The sequence below is a fragment of the Pseudomonas sp. P42 genome, assembly GCF_017973755.1.
Lineage (GTDB): Bacteria > Pseudomonadota > Gammaproteobacteria > Pseudomonadales > Pseudomonadaceae > Aquipseudomonas > Aquipseudomonas iridis.
This window is the reverse complement of the sequence record NZ_JACOPU010000008.1, coordinates 95,077-107,975: the sequence shown is the minus strand read 5'-3', so window position 1 is coordinate 107,975 and position 12,899 is coordinate 95,077. Positions and strand designations below refer to the sequence as shown.

Sequence of the window (12,899 nt, the reverse complement as noted above, 5' to 3'; positions counted from 1 at the left end):
AGCAGACTCGCTCTCACAGGGAATTGCGTGCCCCGCAATGCTCGACCCGACACACATCCAGTGTGGGAGCGAGCCTGCTCGCGAAAGCGATGTGCGATTCAACCCAATGGTCCCTGGCTCTGCAACTGGGCCAATAAAACAATAAAAATGGTGAACCCTATGCCTATCGAATCCCCCGCTGACGCTCCGGCGACCGGCTCATCCGTCGACTTTGAAAAAGTCGGCTCGGACTACTTCCAACAACGCGAATTGAAAAAAGGCGCCGCCGGCTGGGTTCTGCTGGTGGGGCTTGGCGTCGCGTATGTGATCTCAGGCGACTACGCAGGCTGGAACTTCGGCTTGGCGCAGGGCGGTTGGGGCGGGATGTTCCTCGCGACGCTGCTGATGGCCACCATGTATCTGTGCATGTGTTTTTCCCTGGCCGAACTGTCCTCGATGATTCCCACCGCCGGTGGCGGCTACGGCTTTGCCCGCAGCGCGTTCGGCCCGTGGGGCGGCTTCCTGACCGGGACCGCGATCCTTATCGAATACGCCATCGCACCCGCCGCAATTGCCGTGTTCATCGGCGCCTATTGCGAGTCGCTGTTCGGCATCGGCGGCTGGATGATTTATCTGGCGTTCTACATCATTTTTATCGCCATCCACATCTTCGGGGTCGGCGAAGCATTGAAGCTGATGTTCGTCATCACTGCCGTCGCCGCGCTGGCGCTCGGCGTGTTCCTGGTGGCGATGGTGCCGCACTTCGACGTCGCCAACCTGCTCGACATCCCGGTGACCAGCGCTGCCGGCGCCAGCCCTTTCCTGCCGTTCGGCTATGTCGGCGTCTGGGCGGCGATTCCTTACGCGATCTGGTTTTTCCTCGCCGTTGAGGGCGTGCCGTTGGCCGCCGAAGAAACCAAAAACCCGAAACGTGACCTGCCACGCGGACTCATCGGCGCCATGCTGGTGCTGCTGGCCTTTGCCCTGCTGATCCTGATCGTCGGGCCTGGTGGTGCGGGTGCCAATTCGCTGCTGACGTCGGGCAACCCGCTGGTTGAAGCGCTGAGCAAAGCCTATGGCGGCTCGACCTGGATGGGCGGTTTCGTCAATCTCGTGGGCCTGGCCGGGTTGATCGCCAGTTTCTTCTCGATCATCTATGCCTACTCGCGGCAGATTTTCGCCTTGTCGCGCGCAGGCTACCTGCCGCGAAAACTCTCCCAGACCAACAAAAGCAAGGCGCCAGTGCTGGCACTGATCATTCCAGGGATCATCGGTTTTGGTCTGTCGCTGACCGGGCAGGGCGACCTGCTGATTCTGGTCGCAGTGTTCGGCGCGACCATTTCCTACGTACTGATGATGGCGGCGCACATCACGCTGCGCATCCGCCGCCCCAAAATGGATCGGCCGTACCGCACGCCCGGCGGCATTTTCACCTCCGGCGTGGCGCTGGTGCTGGCTTGCATCGCCGTCATCGCGGGGTTCCTGGTCGACCCACGGGTCGTGATCGGCGCCGCTATCATCTATGGAGTGTTAATTGCTTACTTTGCTTTCTACAGTCGACATCACTTGGTAGCAGGTACGCCGGAAGAAGAATTCGCGGCGATTCAGAACGCTGAAAAAGCCTTGCACTGACTGCCGAAAACCACGGCGCAGGACAGACCTGCGCCGTCACGGAGAATTCTGTATGGCGAGTTTCGCTCACACGGTTGGCGCCCAGACCTACCGCTTCGACAGCCTCAAGGACGTCATGGCCAAGGCCAGCCCGGCGCGTTCCGGGGACTTTCTGGCAGGTGTTGCCGCACTCAACGACGGCGAACGCGTGGCCGCGCAAATGGCGCTGGCCGACATTCCGCTGACACATTTCCTACAGGAAGCACTGATTCCCTACGAAGCCGATGAAGTCACCCGGCTGATCATCGACACTCATGACAAACCGGCCTTCGCCGTGGTCAGCCACCTCACCGTCGGTGGTTTTCGCGACTGGCTGCTCAGCGACGCCGCTGACGAAACCAGTCTGCGCGCCCTTGCCCCAGGCCTGACTCCGGAAATGGTCGCCGCCGTGTCGAAGATCATGCGCGTGCAGGATCTGGTGCTGGTGGCGCAGAAGATCCGCGTGGTCACAAAGTTTCGCGGCACTCTGGGTCTGCACGGGCGCCTGTCGACCCGCCTGCAACCGAATCACCCCACCGATGAGCCCTCCGGCATCGCCGCGAGCATTCTCGACGGCCTGCTGTACGGCAACGGCGACGCGATGATCGGCATCAACCCGGCCACCGACAGCATCGCCTCGATCTGCGCGATGCTGGAAATGCTCGACGCGATCATCCAGCGCTACGACATCCCGACCCAGGCCTGCGTGCTGACCCACGTCACGACCTCCATCGAGGCGATCAACCGTGGCGTGCCATTGGATCTGGTATTTCAGTCGATCGCCGGCACCGAGGCGGCCAATGCCAGTTTCGGCATCAATCTGAATGTGTTGCAGGAAGGCTACGACGCCGGATTAAGCCTGAACCGTGGCACCCTCGGGCAAAACCTGATGTATTTCGAAACAGGGCAAGGCAGTGCCTTGTCGGCCAACGCCCATCACGGCGTCGATCAACAGACCTGCGAGACAAGAGCCTACGCCGTGGCGCGACATTTCAAGCCGTTTTTGGTGAACACCGTCGTAGGATTCATCGGCCCGGAATACCTCTACAACGGCAAACAGATCATCCGCGCCGGCCTCGAAGACCACTTCTGCGGCAAATTGCTCGGCGTGCCGATGGGTTGCGACATCTGCTACACCAACCACGCCGAAGCCGATCAGGACGACATGGACACCCTGCTGACCCTGCTCGGTGTGGCGGGGATCAACTTCATCATGGGCATCCCCGGCTCCGACGACATCATGCTCAACTACCAGACCACCTCGTTCCACGACGCGCTCTACGCGCGCCAGACGCTGGGTCTGAAACCGGCCCCGGAATTTGAACAGTGGCTGGCGAACATGGGCATCTTCACCCAGGCGGACGGCAAAGTCCGCTTCGGCAACAATCTACCGCCGGCCTTCCGCCAGGCCCTGGCGCAACTGGGATGAGCCTGATGGATAAACCGCCTGTCGACCCACAAAACCCATGGCTGGAACTGCGTCGCCTGACGCCGGCGCGAATCGCCCTAGGCCGCACCGGCACCAGCCTGCCAACCAGCGCGCAACTGGATTTCCAGTACGCCCACGCTCAGGCGCGGGATGCGGTGCATCTGCCGTTCGATCATGCCGGGCTCAGTGCGCAACTGAGTGAGCGTGGGCGCGAAAGCCTGCTTTTGCACAGCGCAGCGGTGGACCGCAACAGCTACCTGCAACGTCCGGATCTGGGACGCAAGCTCAGCGATGAGTCCGCGCAGGCCTTGCGCGATTACGCAGCGGCCCACCAGGGCGGCGTCGATCTGGCGATTGTCGTGGCTGACGGTCTATCGGCGCTGGCGGTGCATCGGCATACGCTGCCGTTTCTGCTCCGGCTGGAAGAGCAAATGGGCGGAGACGGCTGGTCGATTGCCCCAATCGTTCTGGTAGAACAGGGTCGCGTTGCCGTCGGCGACGAGATCGGTCAACTGCTCGGCGCAAAAATGGTCGTCATGCTGATCGGCGAACGCCCTGGCCTCAGCTCGCCGGACAGCCTCGGTTTGTATTTCACCTACAATCCAAAAATCGGATTGACCGACGCCTATCGCAATTGCATTTCCAATGTACGGCTTGAAGGCTTGAGTTACGGCATGGCGGCGCATCGCTTGCTCTACCTGATGCGCGAAGCCTGTCGGCGACAGCTGTCGGGGGTCAACCTGAAGGACGAAGCACAGGTTCAGACGCTGGAGTCGGACGCAGGAGCGGACATGAAAGGAAACTTCCTACTCGATCCGCCCCCAGCCTGAACCGTTTCCGCATTGCGTTTCTGCGCTGGTTTAAGGCAGGATCGACGCACGGCCGCCAGGGTTTCCCATCGCCGTCAGAGCAGTTGAAGACAGCCACTTGAAGACGAGACCTATCATGCGGATTATTCAAGCGACCCTCGAACATCTGGATTTGTTGACTCCGTTGTTCGTCAAATATCGCGAGTTCTACGGTTCCCTGCCTTACCCGGATTCCTCCCGCGCGTTTCTCGAAAAACGCCTGCGCCGCAAAGAGTCGGTGATCTATCTGGCTCTGGCCGATGATGACGACAAAAAACTGATGGGCTTCTGTCAGCTGTATCCGAGCTTCTCCTCGCTGTCGCTCAAACGCGTGTGGATCCTCAACGACATCTACGTCGCCGAAGACGCTCGGCGCCAACTGGTCGCCGACAACCTGATCCGTACCGCGAAGAAAATGGCCAAGGAAACCCAGGCCGTGCGCATGCGCGTCTCCACCAGTGCCAACAACGAAGTGGCGCAGAAAACCTACGAATCGATTGGCTTCAAGGAAGACACAGAGTTCAAGAACTACGTGCTGCCGATCAGCGACGAGCTATAACGCCAGTTTGACGAGTCTATTTGTGGCCAGGGGAGCTCCCTCGCCACAAAAACTCACGTCTCCACAACTCCGTATCTCTGACAATTCCTCACACCTCGACATCCCGCGCTACAAAACCAACACGCGCGTCATCATTCAAACCGTATAATCCCGATCTTCCCGGCTTGTAAGAAAAACTACATCCCGCTGTAGGCTTACACGAAGTCATCCGCACAGGCCCACTGAGTAGGGCCGCCATACAGGTGCCCCCATGGATTTCAACCCGCTCGACCTTATCCTGCATCTCGACGTTTACCTCGACTTGCTGGTGAACAACTACGGGCCGTGGATCTACGCCATCCTGTTTCTGGTGATTTTCTGCGAAACCGGTCTGGTGGTGATGCCGTTCCTGCCTGGCGATTCGCTGCTGTTCATTGCCGGCGCTGTTGCGGCTGGCGGCGGCATGGACCCAGTGCTGTTGGGCGGTCTGCTGATGCTCGCTGCGATCCTGGGCGACAGCACCAACTACGTCATCGGGCGAACGGCTGGCGAAAAGCTGTTCAGCAACCCGAACTCGAAAATCTTCCGCCGCGACTATCTGCAAAAGACCCACGATTTCTATGACAAGCACGGCGGCAAAACCGTGACCTTGGCGCGCTTCCTGCCAATCATCCGGACTTTCGCACCGTTCGTCGCCGGTGTAGCGCGGATGCCGTACCCGCGTTTCTTCGGTTTCAGCGTGTTGGGCACCATCCTCTGGGTGGGCGGACTGGTGACCCTGGGTTACTTCTTCGGCAACGTACCGTTCATCAAGAAAAACCTGTCGTTGCTGGTGGTCGCCATCATTCTGCTGTCGCTGATTCCGATGATCATCGGCGTGGTGCGCAGCCGTTTCGGCGGCACCAAAGTCCAATCGCACTAAGCCGATGTGGTCGCTGAGCGCCTGGCGCCGCCGGCGGATTCTGGCCAAGCACCCGATTGCCGACGAGATGTGGCAACGGGTGCGCCATCACCTGAGCTTTCTTGATGGCATCACGCCCGCTGAAGATCAGTGGCTGCGCGAAGCCTGTGTGCTGTTTCTCGAAGACAAACACCTGAGCGCCCTGCCCGGCGTCGAATTGCATCAGGAGCAACGCCTGCTGCTCGCCGCCCAGGCGCAATTACCGCTTTTGCATCTGGGCGATTTGAACTGGTATCAGGGTTTTCACGAAATCGTCCTCTATCCCGACGACTTCCTCAGCCCACAGCGTCACCGCGATGCCAGTGGCGTCGAGCACGAATGGGATGGCGAACACAGTGGTGAAGCCTGGCAGCAGGGGCCGATCATCCTCGCCTGGCCGGGCGTGATGGCCAGTGGTGGCTGGGAGGGCTACAACCTGGTGATTCACGAACTGGCGCACAAACTCGACATGCTTAACGGTGACGCCAACGGCCTGCCGCCGCTGCACACCGACATGCGCGTGAGCGACTGGGCCGATGTGATGCAGACGGCTTACGACGATCTCAACCGCCAGCTCGACGACAATCCCGACGCAGAAACCGCCATCGATCCCTACGCCGCCGAGAACCCGGCCGAGTTCTTCGCCGTCACCAGCGAATACTTCTTCAGCGCCCCGGATCTGCTGCACGAGGCTTATCCGCAGGTCTACGCGCAACTGCAGCTTTTCTATCGGCAGGACCCGTTGGGCAGGTTGCGGCAACTTCAGGCCAGCGACCCGGTCTATCAGGCGCACGACTAAGTTCTGCACGACTTTAGGTTCATGGCGTCGACGGCAGAATATGCCTATAATCGCCGCCACTTTTTGGTCAATCCGGCCAAGTGTTTTTGGTCAACTACGGGGGCAACGCCCAATGAGCTACAGCAAGATTCCGGCTGGCAAAGACCTGCCGAACGACATCTACGTCGCGATCGAGATCCCGGCCAACCACGCGCCGATCAAATACGAAATCGACAAAGACAGCGATTGCCTGTTCGTTGACCGTTTCATGGCCACCCCAATGTTCTACCCGGCCAACTACGGTTACATCCCGAACACCCTGGCTGACGACGGTGATCCCCTCGACGTGCTGGTTGTGACCCCTTACCCGGTTGCGCCAGGCTCGGTAATCCGCGCACGCCCGGTTGGTATCCTGAACATGACTGACGACGGCGGCGGCGATGCCAAAGTTATCGCAGTGCCACACGACAAGCTGTCCCAGCTGTACGTCGACGTGAAGGAATACACCGACCTGCCACCGCTGCTGATCCAGCAGATCGAGCACTTCTTTGCGAACTACAAAGATCTCGAAAAAGGCAAATGGGTCAAGATCGAAGGCTGGGCCGGTGCAGACGCCGCCCGCGAAGCGATCACCAAGTCGGTTGCTGCCTACAAAGGCTGAGTCCATGCAACCTGCGTGACGCTTGGATAAAACCCCGGTCGATCCGGGGTTTTTTATGTGCAAGAACATCCCCCTTAAACGGATTGTTTAAACTCTGCGCGACACGGTTTTAACTTGTTTAATTTCCCACAAGAACGTCTTACATCCAGTCGCAAAATTCAGCCCGTTTTTGAACGCCAAGTTTATTCAAACCCCTCTAGCACGGCCGTAGACTCCGTGTTTATGAGAAAGAACACTAGCGGTCCAAGATTCAAGGCACTCCTGGAAAAAGCGAACATCTCCACCACGGGTTTCGCAAAGTTCTGGGGCACGGAAGCCCAAAATGTCCACAACTGGTACACCCGGGGCGTCCCGGCGTATCGCATGGAAGAAGTCTCGCGCCTGTTGTCCGTCAACAGCGAATGGCTGAAAACCGGCGAAGGCGCCAAAGAGATACCAAGCCTGACCCCGCCCGCGAGCAACGGCGACACCTTCGACGCCCAGACCATCCGTGGCGTCTACAACGTCATCGACCCCAACGACATCGATCTGGCGTTCTTCAAAGAAACACCGCAGACCAACGGCTCTGGAAAAACCCACGTCATCCAGGACCCGGACCTGTCCATCCGCCTGCTACGCGCGCACCTCGATCAACTGGAAATCCGCCCAGGCGACGCTATCTGCGCACACATGATCGGCAATAGCATGGCCGACCGCATCGATGACGGCTCCATCGTCGCCATCGACCGCGGCCTCACCCAAGTCGTCGACGGCGAAATCTACGCCATCGAACACGACGGCATGCTTCGCATCAAATACCTGCATCGCATGCCCGGCAACGGCCTGCGCCTGCGCAGCCACAACAGCGCTGAATATCCCGACGAAGTCTTCCGCCCCGCACAAATCGAAGAGCAGCGGATCCATATATTGGGTTGGGTGTTCTGGTGGTCGACGCTGAGCAAACGACGGCCGGTGGTGCCGTTTCTCTGAATTGGTTTGGCTGATTCCGGATTCACACAGACCCCTGTGGGAGCGGGCTAGCCCGCGAAGAGGCCCTGAAAAACAGTACAAAACCCTGATTTGTACCGCTGCAGTCGCTCTAACCCGCACTTCACACTGGGAATCCAAAGCAAAACTCAGTATCCTGCGCCCCACATTTGCGCATCGCCCCGCTCCCGCGGCTCAGATGACGCCCGACGCGGCAGACCAACGTCTGACCAAGTCCCACAGCCGGACGCAGATCCGGGTGTTCGTTTTGAAGGCTGGCAAGGCTTACCAAAAATAGGCCAAGCCAGTCCCCGAGAAGCCGGCCACAAGCCGGCTTTTTAATTGTCCGAAATAATCCTACCCCATTCGAAATTCCTGCCGATAGCCTAGCTATCACGGGCGTTTCAAGCGCATCCCTGTCCGATGGTGTTCAACGCCATTTGACCTCATCCGGCGATGAAGTGGGGGGACAGGTGGGGGGACAAAGGGACGAGAGGGGAAATCAAATGGGTAAATTGAATCCGAAACAAGTCGAAAATCTGACCGAGCCCGGCAACTATGAAGATGGCGATGGGCTTCGCTTGGTCGTCAAACCTACCGGACGTAAATCCTGGCTACTTCGCTTCCAACTGGCAGGCCGTCGTAGAGAGATGGGTCTGGGCTCATTCCCTGAGGTGAGCCTCAAGAAGGCCAGGCAAGATGCCAGTGCTAAACGCAGCCAACTGAGTGATGGCATCGATCCCTTGGCAGCCAGAGACATAGAGCGAGCAGCTCAACGGGAAGCCCAGCGTGCAAGCGAAGCCAAGCAACTGAAGTTCGAGACGCTCGCAACGGAATACCGTAATGCTCATGGCGCGGCATGGTCGGAGAAGTGGCGTAAAGGTTGGCTGCGAAAGCTGGAGCTGTATGCGTTTGATCACATAGGCAAGCTGTCAGCCGAAGACATCGGTACTCCCGAAGTGCTCAAGGTGTTACAACCCATTTGGGCCACCAAGACCAGAACCGCTGACGAGGTACGCGGCCAGATTGAGCAAGTTCTGGATGCAGCCAAAGCACGCAACCTCCGACAGGGTGAGAACCCTGCTCGCTGGCGCGGGCACTTAGACAACCTGCTGAGCCGTTCTGAAAAGAGGAAGGCTCGGAAGCGTGAGCACTTTGAAGCCTTGCGCTGGCAGGAAGTGCCTGAGTTGATGTTAAAGCTCAGGACAACCTCGACTCCTCCGTCTCAGGCCGCTCAACTGTTGATCATGACCAGCGCACGCGCCCACATGGTCAGGTTCGCTCGCTGGGATGAGTTTGATCTAAAAGCTGGGACTTGGTCGCTGCCAGGTGAGCGAATGAAGATGCGGGTAGCTTTCGTAACTCCGCTTGCCGAGGAAGTCGTAAAGCTGGTGAAGAGCATTCCACGAGATGAGGGAAGCGCCTTTCTATTTCCAGGCCAGGGCAAGACAGGAGTCATGCACGCAAACGCAGTACGGACGCTCCTGCATGGCATGGGGTACGAACACATCACCCGACACGGCTTTCGATCCTCATTTAGAGACTGGGCCGGTGAATGCACTCACTACCCACGGGAGGTTTGCGAGATGGCTCTGGCGCATGATGAACGTGACCAGACTGAAGGGGCGTACTCGCGTTCGGATTTTCTCGATAAACGTCGCCTGCTTATGAATGAATGGGCAAGCTTCATTTACGCCGAAAGTAACTAAGCATAAGCTTTTCACTGGTCGCGCTTACCTGAAAATTAGTTTGCGCGACGACACATCTGATCACATGGAGACACTTATGGAATTTTCAACTATCCGAGCAATTGAGCACCCGCGCGGCATACATGAGGAGATCGATTATAAATTGATCGGGTTATCTATGCTTTACACCTCTTCCGAACAAAGCAAAAGCTATGAAACCATAGAGACTCTAATGAGAAACGAAATCCGCGCAGATACTTTACCGGAAACGTTGGCAAGGGAGTTTTTATCAGTTACCCCCAAAAGCGAAAACGGGGAGATTTTCGACCTGCATTTTTTGAGGGCACTCGCCTATTACTTACTTGCGGAACATGAGGTAAATAATGGTAATGAAACTCGCGGATGGATGCTATTTTCAGAAGCAAATTATTATACTGGCTTCATGGACGGAATTTTAAGTGACACAACCACTAAGGAAGCCGAAAAGAAATCAGCTGACTCTCGGAAAGGAGGCAAGGCGACAGCACAAAAGCATGTATTAATTCAAGAGGAGGCTGCTCGACTTATCGCATGCAAGGCGCCGCCTAAAGGCTGGAAAAACAAAAAAGCAGCAATCCAGGGCATTGAGGAATACCTAGGCCGCTTTATCGAAGAACGCTCACTGGGAAAGCTTGTCAGAAACCCAACTGGTACACTAACAAAATGGATGTCTCAAGTCCCCGCAATAAAAGAAAGCTTCGATAAGAACAGCGCCAAAGCGCATAATCACTCACGTATATAAGTTGAGACCGATTCACAAAATCTCAGCTAACCCAGGCGCCTGAACAACGCTCTTTCTAGGCCGACCTCTCTTGACCCCTGAGAGCGACAGAAGTGGCATAACCCCTCTGCCAAAGCATCGCCCTTTATCCGGAACAACCATCTTGAAGTAATAATCTGACTTTGTTAAATACAACGCTGCACGATGTGTCAAGTTTTCACGCATAGGAAGATCGGAATGATTTACCATTCCAATCCCACACGAGCGATACTTCCTCTTGACTGCGTTACAGTTAAAATATAACCCCCTCCCCTCGGTAACAATATCACGCCAATATTCGCCCAACAATCGAGCTATTGTTACATCCTCACGAACTTTAGAACCATCGAGAAAAAACATAACATGATAATGGTAACCCTTATGTAAGCCATATTCTAGCTTCCAAGCAAAACCCACAAAGCAATTTACCAATAGCTTCTTTTGCAGATACTTTAACAGTTTTTCTTTATGCTGTTTAACCTCTGCGTATGTGACAGTATTTTTAGCCATACTAACGGTCGCGCACTTACTAAAATATGCCAAATCCACACGCAACACTAGCAGCCTAGAATGCCGCATAAAGAGGCTGTCGACGTACGCGACCAAACTTTTAAAATTCTTATTAGAGGATCGTTCAAAATCTCCCGCCACACGTTTAAACGCACTACTTCGCACCTCATCTCTGATATCTTCAACCATCTGATTAAGAGTTTCAACTGCCCGCTCTAGCTCACCCTCACTGTAACTCTCTATGTTCCAAGGCATTGCATCCGAACACCGCGTCAAAGCACACCGAGCGAACACCTCCAAATATGGATGAAACTCATGGCCAGGATAATACTGTTTAATTTCTTTATAACTAGTTTTTAGTGCAGCCAAGAACAACCTGCTAGAACGACTGGACACGAGATATCGCCCCCCTCCTCTAGCACCACCTCTCAATGAAAAAACTCTAGTCCTCGTATTGCATATTAGCCGAACAACCGCTTCAATAAGCCGTAGGTCCTCTACAAGATCAGACTCCACAGATGCCGCCAACCTCATACCTTCAGCCGACTCACAATAGACTAGGCTGCTTTCAAATACAGCACCCCCTACGTCCTTCCTGAATTTGTTATTAATACGTCACCTCTCCCAGTGAACCAAACAACCACCAGCTCACCTATCTGGCAGTTTCTACAAATAGAATTTCAACCCAACCTCTACCAAACAACTTCTTTTGTTCAGATAACCAGCTATAACATAAACTCCAATAATCAACCCAGATACCTGTCCTTTATTCTCTAGAGCTCACACACAAGAAAACCCTACACCCACCAGGACCGATATAAAAACAAGAAAGGAAAGTTAGTGCACTAATCGCTAAGATCCGACTATCGTTTTCAAGGCGCACACGTCCCACGTGACTTAAACATCGAGAGGCATCAGCCTCTCTTAACCTGAAGACGGGTAGAAATCCATTCATTAACACTCGACTCTAACCAACCAACCGATGAGACACCAATTCTTACCGGCTTGGGGAAAGATGCCTCATACCTAGTAGACCTTGAGTCTATACGGTCATATATAGTTGAACGCCCTAAGCCAGTACGCTCCATAACTTGCCTTAGGCGCAAAATCTTCGGAAAAACCTCAGTAAGCTTTGACATTACCGCACCTCTGACAACTTGTTTAAATGTGACAAGCCAAAGGTAAATCATTTTGCCTTTCGAATGCTTGCAAGCACGCCGTGTAATTTTTTACACGATGCGCTAGCCATTTTTAGCTGGCGGCTGGCGGCTGGCGGCTGGCGGCTGGCGGCTGGCGGCTGGCGGCTGGCGGTAAAAATAAGCTCCTCTCAAAAAAAAGATAGTTCCAATGAGAAAAAATTAGTTCCTTTCTAGATCTTCACTTCATAAACATCAGCCAAAAATACAACAAATCGCAAGCACCATAAAAATCAAGCATACTGTTGATTTTTAAGATGCACTTCAGAACAAAAAGACTTCTCTATAGAAGCACAGACTCACTTCAATTTTTTTCAGTCACACATCACTTATTCGACCCATAAGTAATAACCACGCCTAGTTACCCTCTGAAACTAGTTTAATCAAACCAAACTAAACCATCAAAACTTAGCACGACTGGTATTCACAATTATCCATCCCGCAAGTCGCAGATGCGACTTACTTGATACGGTCCTATGCTGCTTAGATAGCAACATTCATGATGCACACCCAAGAACTTGTTATTTATATTTCAATGGAAGCTTCAATATGGCACTCCAATGCCTTAACTGTCGATCAGAAGCAATTGTTGCTAAAAACCTGGGAAAAAAAATAGGTGCGCTGGTCGGCATCGCTGGCGGTATAGCGAGAGGAACAGCAGGTGTGATGACTGGCTCTGAGTTAGGTATAGCAATCGGCCTTGTTGGTGGCGTTCCTGGTGTAATACTTGGCGGTGTCGCAGGCGTTCTTCTTGGCGGTCTCGTTTGTGGCGCAGCGGGCGGTATCTCCGGCGCGAAACTTGGTGAGGCAATCGACACCCATGTTCTTGACAATTATCGCTGCCAAAATTGTGGTCTTACGTTCAATTGCAGTCACCGCGAGTAAATCAGCCGTCCGATTGTTATCACCTATAGAAC

13 protein-coding genes are annotated in these 12,899 nt (G+C 55.0%); 11 read left to right on the top strand and 2 right to left on the bottom strand.

Going from position 1 to position 12,899, the window contains the following annotated elements:
- Positions 1-159: 159 nt before the first annotated feature.
- The 10 genes from eat (at position 160) to H8B20_RS24580 (ending at position 10,258) form a co-directional block, all read left to right on the top strand.
- Entirely contained in the window at positions 160-1,611 is a 1,452-nt protein-coding gene (gene eat, locus H8B20_RS24625; protein ID WP_210624872.1) for an ethanolamine permease, read from the top strand.
- 52 nt (positions 1,612-1,663) lie between these two features.
- Positions 1,664-3,058, top strand: coding sequence for an ethanolamine ammonia-lyase subunit EutB (locus tag H8B20_RS24620; RefSeq protein ID WP_042561271.1), 1,395 nt, complete (start codon positions 1,664-1,666; stop codon positions 3,056-3,058).
- Positions 3,059-3,060: 2 nt separating this feature from the next.
- Positions 3,061-3,888 carry an ethanolamine ammonia-lyase subunit EutC gene (eutC, locus tag H8B20_RS24615; RefSeq protein ID WP_414704622.1) on the top strand — a complete coding sequence of 276 codons (828 nt, stop codon included), beginning with the start codon at positions 3,061-3,063 and terminating at the stop codon, positions 3,886-3,888.
- Positions 3,889-4,003: 115 nt separating this feature from the next.
- A complete protein-coding gene (locus H8B20_RS24610) occupies positions 4,004-4,465 on the top strand; it encodes a GNAT family N-acetyltransferase (RefSeq protein ID WP_016773002.1) in 462 nt (153 codons plus the stop codon).
- Positions 4,466-4,715: 250 nt separating this feature from the next.
- Positions 4,716-5,366 (top strand): DedA family protein, encoded by a 651-nt coding sequence (locus H8B20_RS24605; protein WP_042561272.1) that lies wholly within the window; start codon positions 4,716-4,718, stop codon positions 5,364-5,366.
- 4 nt (positions 5,367-5,370) lie between these two features.
- Positions 5,371-6,183 carry a M90 family metallopeptidase gene (locus H8B20_RS24600; RefSeq protein ID WP_210624870.1) on the top strand — a complete coding sequence of 271 codons (813 nt, stop codon included), beginning with the start codon at positions 5,371-5,373 and terminating at the stop codon, positions 6,181-6,183.
- Between the two features lie 112 nt (positions 6,184-6,295).
- Positions 6,296-6,823, top strand: a complete 528-nt coding sequence (gene ppa / locus H8B20_RS24595) for an inorganic diphosphatase (protein ID WP_003205933.1) — start codon at positions 6,296-6,298, stop codon at positions 6,821-6,823.
- A 222-nt stretch (positions 6,824-7,045) separates the two neighbouring features.
- Complete coding sequence (locus H8B20_RS24590; protein WP_210624869.1) at positions 7,046-7,792, top strand: S24 family peptidase; 747 nt, start codon at positions 7,046-7,048, stop codon at positions 7,790-7,792.
- Positions 7,793-8,295: 503 nt separating this feature from the next.
- The gene (locus H8B20_RS24585) at positions 8,296-9,498 is read left to right on the top strand and encodes a tyrosine-type recombinase/integrase (RefSeq protein WP_210624868.1); all 1,203 of its coding nucleotides are present in this window, start codon (positions 8,296-8,298) and stop codon (positions 9,496-9,498) included.
- Positions 9,499-9,574: 76 nt separating this feature from the next.
- Positions 9,575-10,258, top strand: coding sequence for a hypothetical protein (locus tag H8B20_RS24580; protein ID WP_210624867.1), 684 nt, complete (start codon positions 9,575-9,577; stop codon positions 10,256-10,258).
- Between the two features lie 12 nt (positions 10,259-10,270).
- Here the strand turns inward: H8B20_RS24580 and H8B20_RS24575 are convergent, their stop codons facing one another.
- Positions 10,271-11,155, bottom strand: a complete 885-nt coding sequence (locus tag H8B20_RS24575; protein WP_210624866.1) for a YagK/YfjJ domain-containing protein — start codon at positions 11,153-11,155, stop codon at positions 10,271-10,273.
- Positions 11,156-11,700: 545 nt separating this feature from the next.
- On the bottom strand, positions 11,701-11,925 hold the full coding sequence (locus H8B20_RS24570) for an AlpA family phage regulatory protein (RefSeq protein WP_210624865.1): 225 nt from the start codon (positions 11,923-11,925) through the stop codon (positions 11,701-11,703).
- Positions 11,926-12,531: 606 nt separating this feature from the next.
- Here H8B20_RS24570 and H8B20_RS24565 point away from each other — a divergent pair.
- On the top strand, positions 12,532-12,867 hold the full coding sequence (locus H8B20_RS24565; RefSeq protein ID WP_210624864.1) for a hypothetical protein: 336 nt from the start codon (positions 12,532-12,534) through the stop codon (positions 12,865-12,867).
- Positions 12,868-12,899 lie beyond the last annotated feature (32 nt).